The sequence below is a fragment of the Stenotrophomonas sp. 704A1 genome, from assembly GCF_030549525.1.
Lineage (GTDB): Bacteria > Pseudomonadota > Gammaproteobacteria > Xanthomonadales > Xanthomonadaceae > Stenotrophomonas > Stenotrophomonas tuberculopleuritidis.
In genome coordinates this window covers 638,944-664,436 of the sequence record NZ_CP130831.1, presented here as the reverse complement: position 1 = coordinate 664,436, position 25,493 = coordinate 638,944, and the positions used below count along the sequence as shown (strand labels likewise).

14 protein-coding genes are annotated in these 25,493 nt (G+C 70.1%); all 14 read right to left on the bottom strand.

The window, feature by feature from the left end; translation table 11 throughout:
- Positions 1–76: 76 nt before the first annotated feature.
- Complete coding sequence (gene gspD / locus Q5Z10_RS02990; RefSeq protein WP_303637868.1) at positions 77–2,281, bottom strand: type II secretion system secretin GspD; 2,205 nt, start codon at positions 2,279–2,281, stop codon at positions 77–79.
- A gap of 9 nt (positions 2,282–2,290) precedes the next feature.
- Positions 2,291–3,082 (bottom strand): type II secretion system protein, XpsN-like, encoded by a 792-nt coding sequence (locus tag Q5Z10_RS02985; protein WP_303637867.1) that lies wholly within the window; start codon positions 3,080–3,082, stop codon positions 2,291–2,293.
- Entirely contained in the window at positions 3,072–3,773 is a 702-nt protein-coding gene (gene gspM, locus Q5Z10_RS02980) for a type II secretion system protein GspM (protein ID WP_303639129.1), read from the bottom strand. Before gspM ends, Q5Z10_RS02985 begins: the two co-directional genes overlap by 11 nt.
- Complete coding sequence (locus Q5Z10_RS02975) at positions 3,754–4,920, bottom strand: PilN domain-containing protein (protein WP_303637866.1); 1,167 nt, start codon at positions 4,918–4,920, stop codon at positions 3,754–3,756. Before Q5Z10_RS02975 ends, gspM begins: the two co-directional genes overlap by 20 nt.
- A complete protein-coding gene (locus tag Q5Z10_RS02970; RefSeq protein WP_303637865.1) occupies positions 4,917–5,780 on the bottom strand; it encodes a type II secretion system minor pseudopilin in 864 nt (287 codons plus the stop codon). The genes Q5Z10_RS02975 and Q5Z10_RS02970 overlap by 4 nt, the downstream gene beginning before the upstream one ends.
- A complete protein-coding gene (locus Q5Z10_RS02965) occupies positions 5,777–6,409 on the bottom strand; it encodes a type II secretion system protein J (protein WP_303637864.1) in 633 nt (210 codons plus the stop codon). Before Q5Z10_RS02965 ends, Q5Z10_RS02970 begins: the two co-directional genes overlap by 4 nt.
- A complete protein-coding gene (gene xpsI, locus Q5Z10_RS02960) occupies positions 6,406–6,825 on the bottom strand; it encodes a type II secretion system protein XpsI (protein WP_303637863.1) in 420 nt (139 codons plus the stop codon). Before xpsI ends, Q5Z10_RS02965 begins: the two co-directional genes overlap by 4 nt.
- Positions 6,822–7,316 carry a type II secretion system protein XpsH gene (xpsH, locus tag Q5Z10_RS02955; RefSeq protein ID WP_303637862.1) on the bottom strand — a complete coding sequence of 165 codons (495 nt, stop codon included), beginning with the start codon at positions 7,314–7,316 and terminating at the stop codon, positions 6,822–6,824. The genes xpsI and xpsH overlap by 4 nt, the downstream gene beginning before the upstream one ends.
- Before the next feature lie 6 nt (positions 7,317–7,322).
- Entirely contained in the window at positions 7,323–7,766 is a 444-nt protein-coding gene (gspG, locus tag Q5Z10_RS02950) for a type II secretion system major pseudopilin GspG (protein WP_303637861.1), read from the bottom strand.
- 49 nt (positions 7,767–7,815) lie between these two features.
- On the bottom strand, positions 7,816–9,036 hold the full coding sequence (gene xpsF / locus Q5Z10_RS02945; protein WP_303637860.1) for a type II secretion system protein XpsF: 1,221 nt from the start codon (positions 9,034–9,036) through the stop codon (positions 7,816–7,818).
- 24 nt (positions 9,037–9,060) lie between these two features.
- Positions 9,061–10,782 (bottom strand): type II secretion system ATPase GspE, encoded by a 1,722-nt coding sequence (gene gspE, locus Q5Z10_RS02940; protein WP_303637859.1) that lies wholly within the window; start codon positions 10,780–10,782, stop codon positions 9,061–9,063.
- Between the two features lie 137 nt (positions 10,783–10,919).
- Entirely contained in the window at positions 10,920–12,785 is a 1,866-nt protein-coding gene (locus Q5Z10_RS02935; protein WP_503457463.1) for a S8 family peptidase, read from the bottom strand.
- Positions 12,786–12,971: 186 nt separating this feature from the next.
- The gene (locus Q5Z10_RS02930; RefSeq protein WP_303637857.1) at positions 12,972–21,092 is read right to left on the bottom strand and encodes an ESPR-type extended signal peptide-containing protein; all 8,121 of its coding nucleotides are present in this window, start codon (positions 21,090–21,092) and stop codon (positions 12,972–12,974) included.
- Between the two features lie 439 nt (positions 21,093–21,531).
- Positions 21,532–25,416 carry a phosphoribosylformylglycinamidine synthase gene (gene purL / locus Q5Z10_RS02925; RefSeq protein WP_303637856.1) on the bottom strand — a complete coding sequence of 1,295 codons (3,885 nt, stop codon included), beginning with the start codon at positions 25,414–25,416 and terminating at the stop codon, positions 21,532–21,534.
- Between the last annotated feature and the right edge of the window lie 77 nt (positions 25,417–25,493).

Sequence of the window (25,493 nt, the reverse complement as noted above, 5' to 3'; positions counted from 1 at the left end):
TCCCACGGACAGCCCGCTTTTGACGTTGCTTCGGCTTCGGCTTCGGCAGGTGCAGGGCGCAGCCCTGCCGAACACCCTACTTCTTGCGCTCGCGGGTGGGGAACGGCTCCATCGCGCGGAAGCGGTTGCTGTACTCATCGGTAAGCCTGCGTGCTTCGCCGGCATTGCGCACGATGGTCGGGGTCAGCAGCACGATCACCTCCGAACGCTTGTTCTTGCGCACCTTGCTGCCGAACAGACCGCCCACGATCGGCAGCCGGCTCAGCCCGGGAATGCCGCTGGAACCATCCTCGTCGGAATTGGTGATCAGGCCGGCCAGCATGATGGTGTCGCCGCTCTGCAGCGCCGCTTCGGTGGAGATCTTGCGGGTGTTGATCGGCGGGTTGCAGGTCGACTTGGTCGGATCGCAGCCGGACGGGGTGGCGCCGGCTGAACTGACTTCCTGCACGATGTCCAGGAACACCACGCCATCACGGGTGATGCGCGGGCGCACCTTGAGGATCACGCCGGTGTCCAGGTACTGCACCTGGCTGTAGGTGCTGTCGCTGATGCCGGTGTTGACCGACACCGAGTTGATCGGAATCTTGGTGCCGACATTGAGCTGGGCTTCGGCGTTGTTGCGCACGAAGATCGACGGCGTCTGCAGCAGGCGCAGGTTGGTCACCTTGTCCAGCGCACTGACCACCGCGGCCGCGTTCTTGCCGAGGAAGGTCCAGCCGGCACCTTCGCCACCGGTCACCGCGCCGGCGAAGGTGCCCCACACGCTGCGGCCGAGCGCGCTGGGCAGCGTCGCGCCGCCGGTGGCACCGGGGAAGGTCTGCCCCTGCACGGCATTCTCGAAGAACCAGTTGACGCCGTACTTGAGGTCGCCGTCGAGGTCGACTTCGGCGACCTGCGCTTCGATGTGCACCTGCATCGGCATCACATCGAGCTTCTCGATCACTTCGCGGATGGAACGCCAGGCCTGCGGCGTGGCGCGCACCAGCAGCGCATTGGTTTCCTCCACCGCCGACACGCCGACGGTATCGCCTTCCACCTCCAGGCTGACACTGATGTTGCCCTCCTGGCGCTGCGGCAGGCTCATCGTGCTGCTCATGCCGCCACTGCTGCCGTTGGCCGAACCGGTGCCGCCCAGCGAACCGACGTCGCTGCCACGGGTCTCGCCACTGCTGTCGACCTGCATCGGCATCGCGCCCGGCGCCAGCGAGGCCGATCCACCGCGGCTGTTGCGGTTGTTGCTGCTGGCGAACGCCTCGGACAGGCGCTGGGCCAGGTCACGTGCCTTGATGTAGCGCAGCTCGTAGGAGAACAGGCGCGCACTGCCACCGGCGGTGTCGATCCGGTCCAGCCACTGCTGGATCTGGTCCAGATAGCGGACCTGCGGGGTGATCACCAGCACCGCGTTGGCGTTCTCCAGCGGCAGGAAGCGGAACATGCCGGCGCTGGGCGTCTTGCTCTCCTCGCCGAATACCTTCTCCAGGTCGGCGGCGACCTGCTCGGCCTTGCCCGACTGGATCGGGAACACGCCCACGGACATGCCCGACAGCCAGTCGACATCGAAGATCTCGACCGTATGCAGGTAGTTCTCGAGTTCGGCGCGGGTACCGCCGAGGGTGATCACGTTGCGGCCGCTGTCGACATTGACGATGGCGTTGGGCCGCGCGTACGGCTCCAGCACCTTCTTCATCTCGGTGGCGGAGATGAACTGCAGCGGCACCACCCGCACCTCGAAGCCCCGGGCATTGGCGGCCGGCGCGGTGCTCGGCGCCACGGTACCGGCCAGGGCCTGGTCGGCGGCGACGATGTTGTAGCGGCCACCGCTGTAGACCATGCGCGCATTGTTCCAGCCCAGCACCATCTCCAGCAGGTTCAGCGCCTGCGCCGGCGATACCGGCTTGGGCGTCGCCAGGGTCACCGTGCCCTGCACGCCCGGCGCGATCACATAGTTCTGGCCCAGCATGTCACCGAGGATGGCCTTGACCACCGCGTGCACCGATTCGCCTTCGAAATTGAAGGTGGCACTGCCACCACTGGCCGAGTGCAGCGCGGGCGACGGCGCGCGGGCGGCCTCGCGGTTGATCATGGTGCCGGTGCCGCGGCGGATCACCGCCTGCGGTGCGCCTGCGGCGGCGTCACCTTCGACGACCTGCGCCTCGGTGGCCGCCTGCCCTGCGGCTGCGGGGGGCGGCGTCACGCCGCGGTGCAGGTGCGGGCCGGACACGGTGCTGCAGCCGACCAGCAGCGTCAGCGCGAAGGACCAGGGAAGAAAACGCAGATTCATGCATTCACTCTATCGGTTGGTGCCATCGCCCGGGGGCGGCGACGGTTGTTGCTGCTGTTGCAGCTGACGACGGCGGGCCTGGATGCGTTCGCGGATGGCCTGCATCTGCGCTTCGCTGGGGCCGTTGCTGGGGGGCGGCGCAGGGCTGGCCGCGGCCGCTGCAGGTGGCGGAGTCGCCACATTGCCATCGGTGGCGCGTGCGGCGGGAAGCTGCTGCGCAGGCGCTGGCGGCGGGGGCGGCACCGGCGAAGGAGCCACCGTGCCGGTGGCGGGGGGGGCACCGTTGGCGCCGCGCAACGCCGTCGGCGCTTCACCGCCCTGGCCATTGAACACGGCCAGCTCCAGCACCTGGCTGCCGGCGGCGCCGATCACCGTGGCCTGGCGGGGTTCCAGAGCGACCAGCTGCCAGCCATCGACCGCATCGCCATTGAGCCGCAGGCGCAGCGACCGCCCCTGTTCGGTGGTGAAGGTGGCCATGCTGAAATCGTCGGTCAACAGCACGCCGGTCAGGCGCAGCGCGGCGCTGGCAGTGGCCTCGCTGCCGCCGAGCAGATACGGGCGCGGCTTGCGGTCCTCGGCGAACAGGGGCCGCTCGCTGACCACGCGGTAGCTGTCGGCGCCGGCCATGCGTTCGGCCGCCAGCGCCGGCAACGCCGGCAGCGCGGCCTGGGCGTCGCCTGCATCGCTGGCAGCGGGCAGCCGGGCGCCCAGCCCGAAGCCGGTCGCCAGCCAGGTGGCCGCAGCCCACCCCGCCAGGGCCAGCAGCAGGCCGGTGCGCAGGCTGAGCGGTTCACGCTTCATCAGCCACCTCCTGCTGCGGCGCATCCGGCGCGGCTTCGGCGGCTGGCGCAGCGGGGGCCGGTGCGGCCGCCGGTGGCGCCGCCGCTGCCGGCGCAGGCGCATCGCCGGTGGTCGCGGGCAACAGGTAACCGGCCAGTTCGAAGGACACATCCAGGCCCAGCCCGGATTCGTTGGGCGACTGCTGGAAGCGCTGCGCGATCAGGTTGAGGTTGTCCACGAACAGGCGCGGGCTGCCGGTTTCCAGGCTGTGCAGCACGGTGGCCAGTTCCGCCACGCCGCAGCGCAGGCGCACCTGCATGGCGACACGGACGAAGGCGGCGTCGCGGCGGTTGTCGCTCAGCGGGGTGCGGTTGCTGATGGTGCAGCTGCGGTTGCCCGGGCTGGCCATGGCCACCGCGTCCTGCAGGCGCGCCCCCAGTGCCGCTGCCGCTGCTTCGGCAGTGCCTTCGCGCAGGAACCCGGGGCGCTGCTGCAGCGCCTCGCGGGTCGCGCGCAGCCGCTGTTCGATCTGCGGCCGCTGCTGCAGCTGTGCCAGCACGCGCTGCTCGCGCTCGCGCAGGGCGGCGACATCGGCATCGATGGCGCGCAGCGGCTGGGTGAACCACGGGTGCACCAGCAGCAGGTAGGCCAGGCCCAGCACCGCCAGCAGCAGTGCCAGCGCCAGCCAGCGGTCACGGGGTGCGCTTGGCATCGGCATCGGCCGCCTCCTTGCGAGCAGAGGCAGCAGGCGATGCCGCAGTGGCCAATGGCAGGGGCTGCAGTTCGGCGGTCAGGGTGAAGCGATCGCGGCCGCTGGCGGCGCCGTCGGCCTGCAGCACGCCGGTCAGGTTCACCTTGCGCCACTGCGGCGCATCCTGCAGCAGCGGCACCAGCTGCGATGCTTCGCTGCTGAGGCCGATCAGCTGCAGGCTGTTGTTCTCGATCGCCAGCTTTTCCAGATAGGTGCCATCGGGCAGGCGACGGGTCAGTTCATTCCACACTTCAATCGTGCTGGCGCGCTGGTTGCGCTGCGCCTCCAGGAACGCGGCACCATCGAGCAGGGTCTGCAGCTGGGTGCGCTCGCTGGCCACGCCACGTGCACTGCGTGCGCTGCGCTCGACCTGTTCACGCAGGGTGTCGGCGGCATCGCGACGGTTGTCCAGTACCTGCGCGGCGGCCAGCACCAGCATCACCACGGCGGCCACGGCCAGCAGCAGGTTCCAGCGCCGCATCGGGTCGGGACGCTGCTGGCGGTACGCCGGAGGCAACAGGTTGACCTGCAGCGGCCGGCCCTGCGCGTCGATCGCATCGATCCCGGCCAGCGCATCGGCCCAGTCCGGATTCTGCTGGCGCCACTCGTCGAGCTGGCGCAGCGGCCAGGCCACCAGTTCAACCTGCAGCTGGCCTTCCCCGGCAGTGCCCAGCTCGCGCACGCCATAGCTGACCTGGCTGGCTTCGAACGGCGTCTGCCGGTCGATCTCGTAGCCGACCACCGCGTGCAGGCGGTCGGCCGCCGCGGCGGGCAGGCGCAGGCTGCGCCGCAGCACCTCGGCGGCGGGCAGGACCCACACCCGCGGCAGGCTGCGCAGGCGCGGCTCCAGCACGCGGTCCAGATCGGCCGGCGCCAGCGGCCATGGCAGCCGTACCACCGGCTCCAGCCCGTCACCCGCTTCGCGCCAGACCTGCAGCTGTCCGTCGTCGCGCTGCAGCAGCAGGCGTGTCTGCGACCAGCCCAGCGCCCACTGCCAACGCACCGGCACCCAGGCCAGCAGCGATTGCCGCCACCAACGCAGGAAACGGCCGGCGCCGGGACCGACCTGGCCCTGCACCTGCCGCAGACTGTCCTGCCAAGCCGTCATCTTGCTGCCATTCCCTGCTCCCAGCGAAGCACCGTGTAAGTCCGGCCAGGCACTCCGCCCGATCCGTTGCGCACCACCGCCCGCAGAACCGACAGGCGTCCACTGCCGTCGGCGGCACGGGACTCGATACTATAGGTGCCGCTGCCGCTGGCAAGGGTCGGCGCACCGGCAGCGTTATCTTCGTCACGCTCCTGCTGGCTTCGCTGCGCCAGCACCTGCTCGGCATCCAGCCCCATCGCCGTCAGTACCGGCGCACTGGCGACACGCGGATCCGGCCGCGCCTGGCGGCTGTACAGGGTCAGATGGGGCAGCATCGCCGCATACAGCGGCCCTCGCATGCCCAGCACCCGCTGCAGCTCGCCCAGGGTTTCAAAGCGCTTGTTGCGCGGCCCGTAGGGCAGGCCCGCCGCGGCGTAGTCGGGCGCCTCGGCGCCACCTGCGGGCTGCAGCAGGCTGTCTTCGTCGCGCCAGTCGATGATCGCCCCGGCCAGTTGCCGGGCCTGCTCGGGCGGCTCACCCAGTGCCTGCAGGAACGCCGCGAGCAGGGTCGCATCGGCCAGGTTGAGATTGATCTTGCCGTTCTCGTCCACCACCCGGATCTCGATGCGCGCCTCGTCGAACTGCCAGCGGTAGGTGCGGCCATCGGCCTGCCACGGCGGCCGCAGCGGATCGGGCTGCAGCCGCAGCAGTGCATATTCCAGCCCGGCGCGGGCGCGCTCCTGGCCGCGCGCGTCTTCATCGAGCACACGCTGCTGCAGGTGTTCGACCCGGGCGCTGAGCGCGAACGCACCGACCAGCGCGGTCATCAGCGCGATCAACCACAGCACCAGTACCAGTGCGGCCCCGTGCGCGCGGTTCATCGTGCCGCCCCGGTACCGCCGGCACGCAGTGCGACCACCAGCGGCGGCCATGGGGTGCCGGCGGACGGCACCACGCGGACTTCCACCAGCAACGGCAGCCGCCGGGTGTCATCCCAGCGCGGCAGCCAGTCGGTCATCTGCCCGTTGCCGGGGTCGATGCCGCGGTAGCGCAGCTGCACGTCCTTCAACGACGCCGCCAGTACCTCGGGCGGGCGTGGCGGGTTCTCCGCGATGCGCTCGCCGTCCTGCACCAGCACCAGGTCCAGCAGCAGGCGGCGCTGGCCGGGCGCACCCTCCACCGTCAACGCGTGCAGATAAGGTCCTCCGCGGCCGAGGTAGCCGGGCAGGTCGGCGATGAACTGCAGGCCGTGCGCGTCGCCCTGGAAGAAGACCGGTTCACGGGTGGGATCGGGCACCTCGAGCGGGCTGCGCAACGCACCGGCCAGCTGTCGCCGCAACAGGGCCTGGACCGCGCGCATGCGCTCGCTCTGCGCGGCGATCTGCTCGCCGCGCTGGCTGACCGCCATCGCCGAACGCACGCTGGCAAAGGCCAGGGCCAGCCCGCCCGCCAGCAGCACCGTGGCCAGCATGACCTCGACCAGGGTGAAGCCACGTGCGCGACGCATCACCGCGCACCTTCCAGCTCTGCAGGCAGCAGGCGCAGGCTGCGCCAGCGCAGCTGCTCGCGTGCGCCATCGCCCCAGCGCACCTGCAGCTGCAGCTCGGCCAGCCACGGCGCGCCCGGCGCGGTCGTGGCCGGCACCGTGCCGGCACGCGGCTCGACCCAGGGCTGCACCTGCAGCTGCCACTGGTAGCGCCCCTGTTCCCACTCGCCCTGCTGGCTGCCGGCCTGCAACGGCGCTTCCACGCCGGCGGCGGCCAGCAGCGATTGCGCATGCAGCACCGCGCGCGTGCGCAGTTCGGCCTCGCGGACCTGGCGGGCGCCCCCGGACAGGCTGCCCAGCAGCAGGGTCAGGGCCAGCCCCAGCAGGGCGAAGGCCACGATCACCTCCAGCAGGGTGAAGCCACGCGCCTGCCGCTTCATTGCGCCCGCCACGGGCCGGAACGCACTTCGCCGGTGAGCCAGCCGACATCGATGCGCCATTCGGCGGCCTCCAGCTGCAGGCGGATGCGGCCGCCACTGGAGCCGCCGTCGGGATGGAATTCGATCACGCCCTGCCCCGGCGTCGCGGCCAGCTGCGCGGCGCCTTCGAACTGCACCTGCAGCCGCGACGGCAGTTCGCCGCTGCGCGCATTCGCACCCTGCCAGCGATGCTGGCCCGGTTCGATCACGAACCGTTGTGGCTCGCCGCGTGCGATCGCCTGCGCGCGCACCATGCGCAGCTGGTTGGCGATGTCCTTGCCGGCGCTGCGCAGCTGCATGCCGGCAAAGCCGCGCGACATGCCCGCTGCGGTGATCAGGCCGATGGCCGCGATCAACGCGATCACCAGCAGCATCTCCAGCAGCGACAGGCCGGCCGCGCGCCTGCCGTGCAGGCGCGGTCGGGGCGACCGGCGCGGCAGCAACGGCGCCATGCAGGATCAGGGCTGGTAGCGGATGTCGGCGTCGACGCTGCTGCCGCCGGCCTTGCCATCCTTGCCCAGGCTGATCAGCTCATACGGCTGGCCTTCGCCCGGCGCACGGTACTCCAGCGCGTTCCCCCACGGATCGTTGAGATCGGCGCTCTTCGCATACGGGCCGAGCCAGCCGCCCACTCCGGCCGGCGCGGTCACCAGATCGTTCAGCGTACCGGGCAGCTTGCCGGTGTCGATCTGGTAGTTGTCGACCTTGGACGCCACGGTCTGCACCTGCGCCTTGGCGATGTTGGCCTTGCCACGGTCGGCGCCGCCCAGCACGCGACTGGCGACCAGGGTCAGCACCGCACCGATCAGCACGATGACGATGATGATTTCCAGCAGGCTCATGCCGGACTGGTGGCGTGCGGCGGTGAAGGAAAGGCGGATCGGTCGACGGGAAGCAATCATGGTCGGTCCTTTCAGGTGCGGGAGGTCGGGGTTGCGGAAAGAGCCATCGTCAGCCGATGGCGTTGGTGAGGTCGTACAACGGCACCAGCACGGCGACGATCACCGCGCCGACCACCGAGGCCAGCACCAGGGTGATCGCCGGCACCATCGCCGCCAGCAGGCGGTCGATGCGGCGGGCACTGTCCTGTTCAAAGGTATCGGCGGCTTTCAGCAGCATGCCGTCGAGCGCGCCTGACTCCTCGCCGACCTGGATCATCTGCAGCGCCAGCCGCGGAAAGCGTTTGCCGCGCGACAGCGCAAGCGACAGGCCGGCGCCGTTCTTGACCTCGTCGGCGGCCGTTTCAAGATCGGCGGCCAGCGCACGGTTGCCCAGCACGTTGCGGGCGATGCCCAGTGCCCCCAGCAACGGCACGCCATTGCGCAGCAGGGTTCCCAGCGTGCGCGCCAGCCGCGCGGTTTCCAGCTCGCCCAGCAGGCGGCCGATGCCGCGCCGCTGCAGCAGCCAGCCATCCACGGCCAGACGGAAGGCGGGCTGGCGCAGCTTGCGTTCCAGCAGCAGCACCAGCACGCCGGGCACCACCAGCAGCAGCACCCACCCGTCGCGCACGAACAGGCCCAGCTGCAGCACCAGGTTGGTGAACCAGGGCAACGCCACGTCCAGGCTCTCGTACATCTGCGCGAACTGCGGCACCACGTAGCCCAGCAGGAACAGCAGCGCGCCGCCGACCACCAGCAGCAGGATCGCCGGGTAGACCAGCGCGTTGATCACCTTGCCCTGCAGCGCGAGGCTGCGCTCCAGGTAATCGGCCAGGCGCTGCAGCGTTTCGTGCAGGCTGCCACCGGCCTCGCCGGCGCGCACCATGTTCACGTACAGGCGCGAGAACAGTCCATGCTGGCGTTCCAGCGCGGTCGACAGCGGTGCACCGCCGCGCACCACATCGCGGATGTCGGTGATCGCCCGCCGCGAGCGCTCGTCCTCCGGCAGGCCCAGCAGGATCGACAGCGCACGGTCCAGCGGCTGGCCAGCGCCCAGCAGGGTTGCCAGCTGCTGGGTGAACTGCAGCAGCGCCGCGCCCTGCAGCGGGCGCGGGCGGAACAGGCTGCGCAGGCTGCTGCCACGGGTCGCGCCGGCATCGGCCAGCTGCGTTTCCATCGGCAGGTGGCCCTGGTCCTGCAGCCGCGCGACCAGATCGGCCTCGCTGGCCGCTTCCATCTGTCCGTCGAACACTTCGCCGTGCGGATTCAGCGCCTTGTAGCGGTAGGTCGGCATCTCAGCGTCGTCTCCCGGCGCGCATCAGCCTTCCTCGGTGACGCGCAGGACTTCCTCGAGGGTCGTCTGCCCGCTCAGGGCCTTGGCCAGGCCGTCCTCGTACATGGTGCGCATGCCGGCTTCGCGCGCGATGCGCTCGATCTCGCCCATGCCATCGCGGCGCATGACCGCACGCCGCAGCGCGTCGTTCATCACCAGGAACTCCATGATCGTGGTGCGCCCGAGGTAGCCGGTCGGCGCCAGCGCCGAGGGCCTGGGGCGATACAGGTGGATGCTGCCCTGCGGTTGCAGGCGGCGCAGGTCGAAGCGTTCGATCTCTTCCGGCGACGCTTCGTAGCGCTCGGCGTGGGTGGGCTCCAGCCGGCGCACCAGGCGCTGGGCGAGAATGCCGTTGATGGTCGAGGTCAGCAGGTAGTCTTCCACGCCCATGTCGAGCAGTCGGGTGATGCCGCCGGCAGCGTTGTTGGTATGCAGCGTGGACAGCACCAGGTGGCCGGTCAGTGCCGACTGGATGGCGATGCGCGCGGTTTCCAGGTCGCGCATTTCGCCGATCATGATGATGTCCGGGTCCTGGCGCACGATGCTGCGCAGCGCGTTGGCGAAATCCAGGCCGATCTGCGGCTTGGCCTGGATCTGGTTGATGCCTTCGATCTGGTACTCGACCGGATCCTCGACCGTGATGATCTTGACGTCGGCGGTGTTGAGCTGGCTGAGCGCGGTGTACAGCGTGGTGGTCTTGCCCGAACCGGTCGGGCCGGTGACCAGCAGGATGCCGTGCGGCTGCTCCAGCACCTTGCGGAACTGCGGCAGGAAGGCATCGGTGAATCCCAGCCGATGGAAATCGAACACCACGGTTTCGCGGTCGAGCAGTCGCATCACCACGCTCTCGCCGTGCGCGGTCGGCACGGTGCTCACGCGCAGGTCCAGTTCCTTGCCCTGCACGCGCAGCATGATGCGGCCGTCCTGCGGCAGGCGGCGCTCGGCGATGTTGAGCCGCGCCATGATCTTGATGCGGCTGATCACCGCAGCGGTCAGGTTGGCCGGCGGGCTCTCGCCTTCCACCAGCACCCCGTCGACCCGGTAACGCACCTTCAGGCGGTTCTCGAACGGCTCGACATGGATGTCCGAAGCACGCAGTTCCACCGCACGCTGGATGACCAGATTGACCAGGCGGATCACCGGCGCTTCGGAGGCCAGATCGCGCAGGTGTTCGATGTCGTCCACCGCCCCGCCCTCGCCGTCGGCGGTCTCCACGATCGCACCCATCGCACTGCGGCCCTGGCCGAACCAGCGCTCGACCAGATCGTCGATCTCCGCGCGCATGCCCAGCAGCGGCGTGACCGGTACGCCCAGCGCCAACTGCACGGCCTGCTGCGGATACGGATCGTGGGCATCGGCCAGCCACAGCTGCACGCCCTGTTCATCCAGCGCCAGCGGGCAGACGTGGAACTGCTTGAGGAAGCGCAGCGACAGCGGCAGGCCTTCGGCCAGCGCCTGCGGCGGCGACTCGGGCAGCTGCCGGGCTTCCAGCAGCGGCAGCCCCAGCACATCGGCGCTGGCCTGGGCCTGGTCACGTTCGGACACCAGCCCCAACCGCACCAGCAGGCCGAGCAGGCTGCCACCGGATTCGGCGTGCAGCGGCCGCGCCCGGGCCAGATCCCCTTCCTTGAGCCGGCCGCGCGCCAGCAACGCATCCAGGATGCGGCCCTCGGCGTCGTCGGTAACGGTGGCAGCGAGCGCGTTCACGTGACTCTCCTGTCGATCGTCCCGACTTTAGCAGTTAAGCCGGGACTTCCGCTGTCCCGGCGGCCGGTTTCGTAAAAAGACGAAGCCCGTCACAACGACGTGACGGGCCTCGCGCGTTCAACTACGACATGGCGGGATTACTGCGTGGCGAGAATGCTCACGCCGCTGTAGGCCGCTTCGCCGACTACCTTGATGTAGTACGTGCCCGCCACCGGCTTGGCCACGCGTACGGTCTCGGTGTTGCCCGGACGGGTCGACCGGGCATCGTTGTCGGTGGCGGTCGGCACGCGGCCCTGCGCCAGGTACACCGACACATTGCCGCTGCCACCATAGGTCAGCACGCTCAGCGTCTTGCCAGCCGCGGCTTCGAAGGTATACACGGTCTCGCTGGCGGCGGCGCCGGCCAGGCCACCGACGGTCACCTTGTTGGTCAGCGGGATGCCTTCCGGTTCGCAGTTCTCGGTGCACGGCTCGGCCAGCGCCGCATCCAGCGCGGCCTTGGCGTCGAGGATGCCGGTTCCGATCGGGGTCGCGGCCGGGATGGTCACCGGGAAGCGGCGGGCCGACTGCTTCAGCAGGGCTTCCAGTGCCGCCGGCGCCAGCGCGTCCTTGCCCTGGGCGATCAGCGCGCTCTGCACCAGCGCGGCCACGGCGGCCACGTGCGGCGAGGACATCGACGTACCGCCCTTGCCCATCAGCACCCACTCACCGGCATCCGGGGTCGTTTCCGAGCTGGAACCGACCTGCCAGATGTACCCGTTCGGGTTGCCGTCGACGCTGCCACCGCCGCCGGGCGCCGACAGGTCCACCGCCGTACCGTAGTTGGAGTAGTAGGTGATGCCACCGGTGACCCGGGTCGCACCGACCGCAACCACGTTGTTGCAGCTGGCCGGGCGATACTTGGACGCGTTGTCGGTCTCATTGCCGGCGGCCACCACCACCAGCGTGCCGCGCGAGACCGCACCGTTGATCGCATCCTGGTACGCCGCGTCACACGCGCCGCCGCCGCCCAGGCTCATGTTGATGATTTCAGCCGGGTTGGCGTTGGCCGGAATGCCCGGCACGCTGCCACCGGATGCCCAGGTGATGGCATCGCTGATGTCGGCCAGGGTACCGCCGCACTTGCCCAGCACGCGCACCGGCAACACCTTGGCCTTGTACGCCAGGCCGGCAAGGGCGCTGCCATTGTTGGTCACCTCGGCCACGGTGCCGGCCACGTGGGTACCGTGCCACGAGCTGCCCTCCGGTTCCGACCCGTTGTAGCACTCGTTGGCGGTTTCCACCCAGTCACCGTAGTCGGTGGCACCGGGCGCGCGACCGTCGGTCGGTCGGCGCGAGGATTCCTTGTCGCTGATGAAATCATAGCCTTCCAGCAGGTTGCTGCCGAAGTCCGGCACGCCCGGCAGGATGCCGGTATCGAGCACGGCCACCACGATGCCCTCGCCCTGCGACACATCCCACGCCGCCGGTGCATTCACGCCGCCGGTGGCATTGAAGAAGTTCCACTGGTACTGCGCGTAGTTGGGGTCGTTGGGCACCAGCGCCGGCTGCACGCTGCCGCTGCTGCGCAGGTCCGAGCGCTGCAGGCGCACGTTGGCCACGGCGTACTGCACCGACGGATCGGCGTTGAGTTCGGCCAGCACCTTCTGCATGTCGGCACTGTCGAGCTTGCTCTTCAGGCGGATCAGGTCGCCGCCGGTACCGAGCCGGCGTTCGACCGCCGGTGACAGCGCCGCGGCGCGGCTGGTGGTGCCGCTGCTGACGATGGCGCGCGACAGTGCCGACTGCACCACCGACAGCTTGCTCGAACGGTCACTGGCCGCGGCGGTACCGCTGCGGTACTTCACGATGATGCCGTCCACGCTCTGCTGGGCAGCGCTGGCCACGCGCGCCGGCTCCTTGGCCGCGCCCGGCTTGGCCGCATGCGCGGCTCCAACGCCGACGGTCAGCGACAGCACGGCGGCAGCAAGCACGTTGATGCGAAGGGTCTGCTTCTTGGTCACGTTCGAAATCCTCTTCAAGGTCATGGTTGAGCTTTCCTTCTCCGCCCGTTGCACGGACGGAGCTCACTACGGCCATCACTCCCTGCGACTGCCCTGGCTGGCCCACCAGGGTTGCCGTGCCACGCCCCTTGGCGCTCTCTGCAAGACATGCCGATGGCGCGGGGCCATCGGCACGTGGTTCCGCACTTACCAGCCGAAGCCGGCACCGACGCCGACCGAGCTGTCATCACTGCTGAAGGCACCGCCGAGGGTGACCGTGGCGCGATCGCTGATCGCACGCTGGTAGCCCAGCGACAGGGCCGACTCGCCGCCCTGGAAACCGATGCCGACACCGACCCGGTTCTGGGTGCGGATACCGGCCGCACTGGTGGCCATGTTGAGCATCGCCGCGCTCATCGCCCCCTGGCGATCGATGCGGCGGTCCATGTGGCGCAGGCGACCGTCGACCTCGCCCTTGAACACGTCGAAGCTGTCGGTGACCGCCTGCACGCGGCTGTCGGTATAGCTGTTGGCGGTGGTGATGCCGCGGTCCAGCTGGCCCTTGTTGACCGCATCGGTGGCCGTGGTGCCGGCCGCCACGTTGGTGACCTGGCGCTCGTTGCCCTCGCTGCCGACCGAGACGGTGTTGGCGCGATCGGCAACCGACCCTTGGCCCAGTGCCACGGCGTTGGCCGCGGTGGCGGTCGCGCCCTGGCCGACCGCGGTGGACGAGGCCCCGCTGGCAACCGCACCATCGCCCATGGCCACTGCATTGAGGCCGCCACCGACCAGGGCCGGCTGTGCACTGCCGGCGCTGGCGGCGGTGGGCGTACCCTGCACCCGCGCGCCGCTGGACGCCGCGCTGGCGGTTGCGCTGGCAGCGGTCGCATCGGCGCTGGCCGGCGCATCGGCCAGGTTGCCGCCGTCCGCGGCCAGCGGCGCCGCCATCGAACGCAGGCTGGCCGTACCGGCACGCGCACCGCTGGCGGTACGACGATCGATCTCGCTGACCTTGCGGTCCAGTGCGCCCAGTGCATCGCCGACGTTGCTGTAGGTGGCCCCCTGGATCACGTAGTTGGGGGCCACGAACACGCCCTGCATGCCGACGCTGGCGCCGCCGCCGAGGAAGCTGGCGGCATCGCTGAGCGACTGGAACAACTGCCCACCGTTGATCGCCTGGCGGCTGCCGGAGGCGATGCTGCCGGCGCCGACATTGTCGATCGTGGTGCCCTGCAGGCCACCCAGGGTCATCCGCTCACGGCTGGCATCGTCGTAGCCCACCGCATTGGCGGCACTGGTTTCCACGGTGGCGATGCGCGAATCGAAATCACCGACACGGGTTTCCACCGCACCTACGCGCTGGTTGGTGACGTTGAGCTGCGAACCGGTCACTGCATCGCTGCTGCCCGCGGCGATGCGGCCATCGGCGACGTTGACGATGCGACGCGTAGCAGGACCGGCGGTGCCGTTGCCGCCGCCGACCGACACCACGTTGGCTTCCAGGGCGCGGGCACCGGTGCCGAGGGCGACCGAGTTGGTCCCAGTGACGCCGCTGTTGGCACCCAGCGCAAGCGCGCCGCCACCAATGGCCGAGGCATTGGCTCCCAGTGCGTTGCTGCGTGCACCGCCGGCATTGGCGGCCGAGCCGATGGCCACCGCGTCGGTGCCGCTGGCGCTTGCGGTGCCACTGCCGCTGGCGCGGAAGTGGCGGCTGGTGGCATCGGCGGTGGAAGCGACCGCATCCAGCTGCGCGCGGTTCACCGCATCAGTGGCCTGGGTGCCTGCGGCAACGCGGGTGATTTGCCGCTCTGCGCCTGCGCTGCCCACCGACACGCTGTTCGCCCGATCGGCCACTGCCGACGCGCCCAACGCCGTGCTGTTGGCGGCACTTGCCGTGGCACCGAAACCCACCGCGGTCGAGCCGGCTGCGGTGGCTTTGGCGCTGTAACCAACAGCGGTACCGAGACGACCACTGGCCTCAGCGTAGCTGCCCAGCGCCGACGCACCGTCGGCCGTTGCGGTGGCACGGAAGCCGCTGGCCTGCGACTGCGTGCCGCTGGCGGCGGATTGCGCGCCGCTGGCGGTGCTGTAGGCCCCCGTGGCCTGTGCACCGGCACCGGTGGCACTGGCGCCGAGTTCACTGGCGGCGGCAGCGCTGCCGAGCGCGACGCTGTCCACACCGGTGGCCTGCGCGGCGTTGCCCAGCGCAGCGCCGTTGCTGCCGCTGGCCAGCGCGTTGAAGCCCACGGCGGTGGCATTGGCGGCTACGGCGGTGGCACCGCTGCCGAGCGCGCTGGCGCCGTTGCCGATCGCATTGGCGGCCTCGCCGGCAGCCAGTGCGCTGTCCCCTTCCACGTAGGCACCGGCATCGCTGTCGGCACTGCCGCTGGCCTGGAAGTGCTTGCTGGTCTTGTCTGCAGTGGCTGCAACCGCATCGAGCTGGTTCTTGTTCACCGCGTCGGTGCCTTCGGTACCGTCGGCGACATGGGTGACCTGGCGCTCGCTGCCGGCGCTGCCGACCGCCACCGTATTGTCACGCTCGGCCTTGGAGCCGGCACCCAATGCGACGCTGTTGGCGCCGTTGGCGGTGGCGCTGGCACCCAGCGCGGTCGATTCGGCGCCGTCGGCCCATGAATTCCAGCCGATCGCAGTGGCGTAGTCATCGGTGGCCCACGCGCCGGCACCCAATGCCGACGCACCGGTGCCGCTGGCGCGCGACGGAATCAGGCCAAAGAACGTGCTGCCGCCGATGGCCACGCTTTCGGCACCGCTGGCTTCGCTGGACTGACCGACGGCCACGGCGTCGCTGCCGGCTGCGGCCGCGCCGAAGCCCACCGCGGTGGTGTTGGCACCGGTCGCCGCCGAGCCGTAGCCCAGCGCGGTACCGAGGCGGCCGCTGGCTTCGCTGTAACCGCCGATGGCGGTGGTGCCGTCGGCCGATGCGGTGGAGCGGAAGCCGCTGGCCAGCGACTGCGCACCGCTGGCGACGGACTCTGCACCGTTGGCGGTGCTGTAGACCCCCGTTGCCTGCGCGGCCGTACCGGTGGCGGTGGCACTGACGCCGCTGGCCACCGCATTGCTGCCCAGTGCCGCACTGTCTTCGCCGCTGGCCTGCGCGTTGCTGCCCACTGCCGCTGCGTTGCTGGCCGTCGCCAGGCTGTTGAAGCCGACGGCGGTGGCATTGGCGGCGACCGCCGTGGCACCGCCGCCCAGCGCGATGGCACCGTTGCCGATGGCGTTGGCGGCCTCACCGGCAGCCACGGCATTGTCCCCTTCCACGTAGGCACCGGCATCACTGTCGGCGCCACCGCTGGCCTGGAAGTACCTGCTGGTCCTGTCTGCGGTGGCTGCAACCGCATCGAGCTGGTTCTTGTTCACCGCGTCGGTGCCTTCGGTACCGTCGGCGACATGGGTGACCTGGCGCTCGTTGCCGACGCTGCCGACGGCGACGGTGCTGTCGCGGTCCGCCCGGGAACCGGCGCCCAGTGCAACGCTGTTGGCGCCGTTGGCGGTGGCGCTGGCACCCAGCGCGGTCGATTCGGCACCGTCGGCCCATGAGTTCCAGCCGATCGCGGTGGTGTAGTCGTCGGTGGCCCAGGCACCGGCACCGAACGCGGCGGCGCCGGTGCCACTGGCGCGCGCCGGAATCAGGCCGAAGAAAGTGCTGCCACCGATCGCCACGCTCTCGTCGCCGCTGGCTTCGCTGGAATCACCCATGGCCACCGAGCTGGCGCCCGAGGCAGCGGCGAACGCACCGGCCGCGGTGCTGTTGGCGCCGCTGGCCACGGTGCCATACCCCAGTGCCGAACCGAGGCGCCCAGTGGCCTCGCTGTAGCCACCGACCGCAGTGGTGCCATCGGCCGAGGCCGCCGCACGGAAGCCGCTGGCCAACGACTGCGCGCCGCTGGCATTGGCTTCGGCACCGTTGGCGGTGCTGTACACCGCCGTGGCCTGTGCCCCGGCACCGGTGGCGGTGGCGCTGATATCGCTGGCCACCGCGCCGTTGCCCAGCGCGGCACTGTCTTCGCCGCTGGCCTGCGCGTTGCTGCCGACCGCCGCCGCATTGGCGCCGCTGGCCAGGCTGTTGAAGCCGACCGCCGTGGCGTTGGCGGCCACCGCCGTTGCGCCGCCGCCGAGTGCAGTGGCACCGCTGCCGATGGCGTTGGCGGCCTCACCGGCGGCCAGCGCGCTGTCCCCTTCCACGTAGGCGCCGGCATCGCTGTCGGCGCTGCCGCTGGCCTGGAAGTACCTGCTGGTGCGCGCGCCTTCCGCGGCCACGGCGTCCAGCTGGTCCTTGTTCACCGCATCGGTACCCTGGGTACCCGCGGCCACGTTGGTGATCTGGCGGGTGTTGCCGCCGCCACCGACCGACACCGTGTTGTCACGGTCGGCGATCGAATCGGCGCCCAGCGCCACGCTGTTGGCGCCGCGCGATTCAGCCGCGTTGCCCAGCGCGGTGCTGTTGGTGCCCGGTGCATAGGCGCCACCACCGACGGCGGTGGAGTAATCGCCGGAGGCTTCGGTCGCCAGCAGGCCGAACAACGAACCGCCGACCGCGACCGCGTTGGTGCCGGTCGCCAGGCTGCCCTGGCCGGTGGCCGTACTGTAGGCACCGGAGGCTTCCGAATCGCCACCCACGGCAACACTGTTGGAACCGGACGCATTGGCGAAGTTGCCGAACGCGGTGGCATTGAATGCCGAGGCATTGGCATAGCCGCCGATGGCGGTGCTGTAGCCGCCGGTGGCTTCGGCACCGATGCCGAATGCGGCCGAGGCGGTGCCGCTGGCCACGCTCTCGCTGCCGACCGCCGTGGCGGCCTCGCCACTGGCATTGCTGAAGTAGCCTACGGCCACCGCTTCTTCGCCGCTGGCATCGGACAACACGCCGGTGGCGGTGCTGCCGGCACCGCTGGCAACCGATGCCGCACCGAAGGCCGCGCTCTGCTCGCCGCTGGCTTCGCTCTCTGCACCATGTGCGGTGGCGTATTCGCCGGTGGCCTGCGCGTTGGCACCGATCGCACTGGCATTCGCGGCGCTGGCCAGGGCGTTGAAGCCCAGTGCCTGCGCGTTGTTGCCCAGTGCATTGGCACCGCTGCCCAGTGCGGTGGCGCCGTTGCCGATGGCATTGGACGATTCACCGGCAGCCAAGGCGTTGTCGCCTTCCACATAGGCGCCGGCATCACTGTCATCGCTGCCACTGGCCTGGAAGTACTTGCTGGTGGTTGCCGCCGTGGACGCCACGGCATCCAGCTGCGCCTTGTTCACCGCATCGGTGGCCTGGGTGCCGGCGGCAACACTGGTGATCTGCCGTTCGCTGCCTGCGCTGCCCACCGACACGCTGCGGTCGCGGCTGGCCACCGAACCGGCACCCAGCGCGACGGCATTGTTGCCGCTGGCGGTGCTGCCTGCACCGAGGGCGATCGCGCTTTCGCCGCCGGCCACCGTGTTGGTACCGATGGCAATGCTGTTGATGCTGTTGCCCAGCGCCTGGAAGCCCAGTGCGACGCTGTTGTCGCCATAGCTGAAGGCACCGCGGCCGACGGCGGTCGAGCTGCTGCCGTTGGCCCAGCTGTTGTAGCCGATGGAGGTGGCACCGTTGGCGCTGGCCCATGCGGCTGGGCCGAACGCCGAGGCGTTGCGACCGGTGGCCCAGGCGCCGGCGCCGAAGGCGGTGGCACCTTCCTCGCTGGCAGTGCTGTAGCCACCCACGGCGGTGCTGTCGTCTGCCTTGGCGAAGGCACTGTCGCCCACGGCGACGGCATAACCGCCGGTGGCGCGCGACTTGCCGCCGGCCGCGACGCTGTTGTCACCGGTGGCCTGCGCCGCAGTGCCGAACGCGCTGCTGCTGGCACCGGTGGCCTGCGCGGCGTTGCCAACGGCAGTGGAACCGGCTGCGGCGGTCGTGCCGACCTGCACCGGATTGCCCTGCTCATCCAGCAGCGGCTGGTTGTACTCGTCGTAGGCCTGGCCGAGGCCACCCACGGCCACCGCACCGTCGCCGTCGGCGAAGGTGTTGCGGCCCAGTGCCACCGTGTCGGCACCAATCGCGCTGGCGCCAGCGCCCTGCGCCACTGCACCGGCGCCGATCGCATTGCTGGCCGAACCCGCCGCCACCGCGCCTTCGCCTTCAGCGAAGGCGCCGGCATCGCTGCCGCTTTCCGGCTGCGCCTGGAAGAAGCGCGCGGTGGCATCGGCGGTGGCGGACACCGCATCCAGCTGCGCCTTGTTCACCGCATCGGTGGCTTCGGTGCCGGCTGCCACGCTGGTGACCTGACGTTCGTTGCCAGCACTGCCGACCGCCACGCTGTTGGCGCGCACGGCTTCGGAATTGGCGCCCAGCGCGACGCTGTTGGCGCCGCGGGCGGTTGCGTAATAGCCCACGGCGGTGCTCTGCGCGCCGCTGGCCCAGGTCTGTGCCCCCAGCGCACTGGCGTTCTCGCCAGGCGCGTAGGCGAAGTAGCCCACGGCCGTCGCTTCGGTACCGGATGCCTCGGTCAGGCTGCCAGTGGCCAGCGCGCGGTCGCCACTGGCAATCGCGCCGGCACCGACGGCCGTGGCCGCTTCACCGCTGGCCTGGGTCTGCACGAAGAAGCCCAGCCCCGGAATCAGATCGGCCGGGCCACCGATGGCCACGCTGCTGGTGCCGGTGGCATTGCTCTGGGTGCCCAGTGCCGTGGAGTAATCCCCCACCGCATTGGCCACCGCGCCGAACGCCGAAGACTGCGCACCGGCTGCGTAGGCGCCTACGCCGTAGGCCGAGGCGGCAAACCCGCCGGCGTCGGCACTGGCGCCCACCGCAGTGCCGCCGACACCGGCGCTGGTGGCACCGGTTTCCACCGGAACACCGCCGCTGGTGATCAGCGGGTTGCCTTCGGCATCCACCGCTGCGCCACCCACCGCCACGCTGCCGGGCCCCACCGCCTGTGCGTTGTTGCCGAAGGCTGCGCTGTTCTGGCCCGAGGCCAGCGCGTTGTTGCCCACGGCCGTTGCGTTCTGTGCGACGGCGGTGGCACCGGCACCGACGGCGGTCGCACCGGTACCGATGGCATTGGCCGCCTCACCCGCGGCCAGCGCATCCTCGCCTTCGGCCAGCGCGCCGGCATCGCTGTTGCTGCTGCCGGTGGCCTGGAAGCGTTTGGCGGTGGCATCGGCCACGGCCGCAACGTCCTTCAACTGGCCCACGTTGACCGCGTCGGTGTCTTCGGTACCGGCGGCCACACTGGTGATCTGCCGGGTCAGGCCGTAATCGACCGCACCGACGGAAACCGTATCCACGCGATCGGCCAGCGAACCGGCGCCGAGCGCCACGCTGCCGGTGGCAACGGCCGCCGAATTGGAGCCCAGCGCGGTGCTGAACTCACCCACCGCCGTGCTGAACGCACCCACCGCAATCGATGCTTCGTTGGCGGCGGTCGCGCCGCGCCCCAGCGATGTGCTGCCCGGGCCCATCGCCACGGCGCCGGCACCCACCGCGGTTGCGCCATCGGCGCTGGCTTCGGACAGCGCGCCCAGTGCGGTGGCCGCACCGTTCTCGCTGGCCGCCACGGCGCTGGCGCCCACCGCCGTGTCGCCGAGGCCGAAGGCCGCCGCGCTCTGCCCGACCACCACGCTGGCATCGCCGAAGGCGAGTGCGTTCTGGCCGAAGGCGCTGGCGCCGATTCCGGCGGCGATGGCCTGGGTACCCACCGCCGTGGTGGCGTTGGCCAGCGACTGGCTGCCACTGCCGACCGCGATGGCGCCCTGCCCGTCGATCTTCGCCGCGTCGCTGTCGTCGCCGGCGCCGTCGGCCTTGAAGTAGCGGCTGCCATCGGCAGCCACGTCGGCCAGCGCATCCTGGGTGGCGCGCGCCTGCGCATCCAGCTGCGCCTTGTTCACCGCATCGGTCGCGGCCGTGCCGGCGGCGACGTGGGTCACCTGCCGTTCCTTGCCGGCATCACCGACGGACACGGTGTTGGCGCGGCTGGCCCGCGAACCAGCGCCCAGCGCGACGCTGTTGGCGCCGGTGGCACTGGTGCCGGCGCCGATCGCCACCGCGTTGCTGCCCTTGGCGCTGGCGCTGCCATCGACCAGGCACTTGTCCACCACCTTGCTGTTGAGCACCACGCAGTTCGCGCTGCCGCCGATCTCGACCGACTGCGCCGCAGCGCCGCCTGCCATGCCCAATCCCAGTACCAGGCCCAGTGCAACGGCCAGCCGTGCCGGCGCTGCCCCGGTTGCAGCACGGCGCTGGTCGATGACCCCGCCTGGCGAGCCGGAAGAGGCCAGTTCCGAGGCCACCACCAGCTGACCCAGTGCTTTGTTCCAGACCTTGCGATAAATCCGATTCATCGGTACGGCTCCTGATTGGACTGGTTTTGGGCAAAGCAACGCCACCGCCGGACCTTCTGGTCCAACGTCCCCTGGGGGCGTTATTCGCGTGATTTACTGCGGGGTATTGCCGAACGGCGCGCAGGGACAGAAAACCGAGCGCGTGCGCCGTGCGGTTACTGCGGAATGAACAGATTTGAAACGGGGTTCAAGTGTTAACGGCATCTTTGCGAATCGTCAAGACTTTGACACAGCAAAACGCATTGCCGTGAAGCAGTTCACTATTCCGCGTGTTTATCTGGGTATTTTGTTAGGTACGCGTGATGGAATCTTCACATATGAAAACGTATGTAACTGATGGCCAGTGCAGGATTTTCACGCGTTATTAAAGAAAAACCCGCCGGTTTCCCGGCGGGTTTCCATACGCGATGGCATCGTCAGCTGCGCAGCGCGCGCGTGATCAGCCGCACCAGACCCGTGCGTTGCGGAACATGCGCATCCATGGCGAATCGCCCTGCCACTCGGCCGGAGCCCAGCTGAGGTTGAGCGCGCGCGGGGTCCGTTCCGGGTGCGGCATCATGATGGTGACGCGGCCGTCGGTGCTGGTCAGGCCGGTGATGCCCTCCGGCGATCCGTTCGGGTTCAACGGGTACTGGCCGGTCACCTGGCCGTTGCCATCGATGTAGCGCAGGGCAACCCGCGCCGCCGCCTGGTCCACCGCAGTGTCGAACACCGCCTGGCCTTCGCCATGGGCGACCGCCACCGGCAACCGCGAACCGGCCATGCCGCGCAGCAGGATCGACGGCGATTCCACCACCTCCAGCAGCGCGGTACGGGCTTCAAACTGCTCGCTGGCGTTGCGGCGGAACTGCGGCCAGTGCCCGGCACCGGGAATGATGTCCTTCAGCTGGCTCATCATCTGGCAGCCGTTGCACACGCCCAGCGCAAAGCTGTCCTCGCGTGCGAAGAACGCGGCAAAGGCATCACGCAGTGCGCTGCGCTCCAGCACCGAGGTGGCCCAGCCACGGCCGGCACCGAGCACGTCGCCGTAGCTGAAGCCACCGCAGGCGACCAGGCCGGTGAAGTCCTGCAGCGCGACACGACCTTCGATCAGATCGCTCATGTGCACATCGAACGCACGGAAGCCGGCACGTTCGAAGGCGTTGGCCATCTCGATCTGGCCGTTGACGCCCTGCTCGCGCAGCACCGCCACGCGCGGACGCGCGCCGGTGCTGATGAAGGGCGCCGCCACGTCCTCGCTGAGGTCGAACGTCAGTTTCGGCTTCAGTCCTGGCGCATTGAAGGCGCGGGCTACCTCGCGCTCCGCATCGGCGTTGGCCGGGTTGTCGCGGCGCTTCTGCATGGCGTGGGTGACCGACCACCAGGCATCGAACAGCGCGTCCCAGCGCCACTCGGCCAGGGTTTCACCGCCCAGCGCCACCCGCACCACCGGCGCGGTGGTCGGCTTGGCGATGCGCTGCGCGCATTCGGTCAGCGCATGGCGCTCGACCAGGTCGGCGAACGCCGCGCGGTCTTCGCGCGCGATCTGCACCACGGCACCCAGCTCTTCATTGAACAGGCTGCGGAACGGATCATCGCCCCACGCATCCAGGGTGATGTCCAGGCCCAGGCGCGAGGTGAAGGCCATCTCGCACAGCGCGGCGAATGCGCCGCCGTCGCTGCGGTCATGGTAGGCCCGCAGCAGGCCGGCCTGGCGCGCGTCGCGGATCAGTTCGAAGAAGCCGCGCAGGCGCTGCGGGTCGTCCAGGTCCGGGGCCGCACCGGCAAAGGCCGGCAGGTCGCCGTGGTCGGCATGCACCTGCGCCAGGATCGAACCGCCCAGGCGCTGCTTGCCGGCGCCCAGGCCGATCAGCCACAGCTCGCTGTCCACGTCGCGGTCCAGCAGCGGGGTCAGCTGCTGGCGCACATCGGCGACCGGGGCGAACGCGGTGATCACCAGTGACACCGGCGACACGCTCTTGTGCGCCTCGCCCTGATCGTGCCACTGCGCCTGCATCGACAGCGAGTCCTTGCCCACCGGAATGCTGATGTCCAGCTGCGGGCACAGTTCCATGCCCACGGCCTTCACTGCGTCGTACAGCAGCGCATCCTCGCCGGGGTGCCCGGCTGCGGCCATCCAGTTCGCCGACAGCTTGATCTCGTCCAGCGCATCGACCGGCGCCGCGCACAGGTTGGTCAGTGCCTCACCCACCGCCATGCGCGCCGAGGCCGCGGCATCGAGCAGCGCCAGTGGCGTGCGCTCGCCGAGCGCCATGGCTTCACCGGCCACACCGTCGAAGTCGGCCAAGGTGATCGCCACGTCGGCCACCGGCAGCTGCCACGGGCCCACCATCTGCTCGCGCGCGGTCAGGCCGCCGACGCTGCGGTCACCGATGGTGACCAGGAAGTTCTTCGCCGCCACCGTCGGGTGCGCGAGCACGCGCAGGCCCGCTTCCTGCAGGTCCAGGCCGCCGGTCTTCAGCGCCGGCCAGCGCGGTGCCGGCGGGTGCGCGGTGTCGCGGTGCATCTTCGGCGGCTTGCCGAACAGCACGTCCATCGGCAGGTCGATCGGCGCATCGGCCGGAATGTTGCCCGGGACAGCACCGTAGGCCACCACCAGGTGTTCTTCTGCGGTGGCCACGCCCACGGCCGCGAACGGGCAGCGCTCGCGTGCGCACAGCGCGGCGAACTCGGCCAGCCGATCCTGCGCCACGCCCAGCACATAGCGCTCCTGCGACTCGTTGCACCACAGCTGCATCGGCGACAGCGACGGATCGTCGGTCGGCACCTTGCCCAGGTCGATGATGCCGCCCACGCTGGAATCGTGCAGCAGCTCGGGAATGGCGTTGGACAGGCCACCGGCACCGACGTCGTGGAAGAACTTGATCGGGTTGTTGGCGCCCATCGCCACGCAGCGGTCGATGACCTCCTGGCAGCGGCGCTCCATTTCCGGGTTGTCGCGCTGCACGCTGGCGAAGTCCAGGTCCTCGGCGCTCTCGCCGGAGGCGACCGAACTGGCCGCACCCCCGCCGAGGCCGATCAGCATCGCCGGGCCGCCGAGCACGATCACCGCATCGCCGTCCTGCAGCAGGATCTTGTCGACCTGCACGCGGTCGATCGCGCCGAGGCCGCCGGCCAGCATGATCGGCTTGTCATAGGCACGCACCAGGTCGGCCCCTTCCGGCAGTTCGAAGCTGCGGAAGTAGCCGAGCAGCGCCGGGCGCCCGAATTCGTTGTTGAACGCCGCGCCGCCCAGCGGCCCGTCGGTCATGATGTCCAGCGCCGGTGCCATGCGCGGATTCAGCGCGCGCGGCGCCTCCCACGGCTGCGGCAGTTCGGGAATGCGCAGGTGCGAGACCGAGAAGCCGGTCAGGCCGGCCTTCGGCTTGCCGCCGCGGCCGGTGGCACCCTCATCGCGGATTTCACCACCAGCACCGGTCGAGGCCCCGGGGAACGGCGCGATCGCGGTCGGATGGTTGTGCGTTTCCACCTTGATCTGGAAGGCGCTGGGCACCTGCGGTTCACGGCGGTACTCACCGCTGGCCGGGTCCGGGCGGTAACGCGAGGCCGGATGGCCTTCGATCACCGCGGCATTGTCGCTGTACGCGCTGAGCGTGTGCTGCGGGGTCTGCTGGTGGGTGTTCTTGATCATGCGGAACAGTGAACGTTCCTGATCCTGGCCGTCGATGGTCCAGCTGGCGTTGAAGATCTTGTGCCGGCAGTGCTCGGAATTGGCCTGCGCGAACATCATCAGTTCAACGTCGGACGGCGCGCGGCCCAGTGCGGTGAAGCGCTCGCGCAGGTAGTCGATCTCGTCCTGGGCCATGGCCAGGCCGAGGCGCTGGTTGGCGGCCTCCAGCTGGTCTACCGGTATGCGCTCCAGTTCGCCCCGGGCCGGCGCCGTGAACAGCGCCTGGCCCTGGGCCACGGTCTCCAGCACCGACTGCGTCATCGGGTCGTGCAGCGCCTTGACCAGCGCCTGCTGGGCCGCGGCATCGGCCGGCCAGCCCAGCACGTCGATGCGCAGGCCGCGTTCGACCCGGCTGACCGGCTGGCCGGCACCGCGCACCAGTTCGGTGGCCTTGCTCGACCACGGCGACAGCGTGCCCAGGCGCGGCACCACGATGCGGCTGACGGCACCCTCGCTGACCGCCTCGCCCTGCGGGCGGGCTTCCAGGATGCGGCACAGGGTATCGACGTCGGCAGCGGCCGAACCTTCGGCCTGCACGAAGTAGACGTGCCAGGCACCGCTGATGCGCAGGGAGGGAGCGATGGACTGCAGGCGGGATTCAAGACGTTCGCGGCGGAACGGCGACAGGGCGGGCGCGCCCTCGAGGACCATCATGTCCGGGGAACCGTAGTTGGGAAACGGGCCCGACATTGTACCGGAAGCGGGGGTGGGCTTTGGCCGGGCGGCGCCCG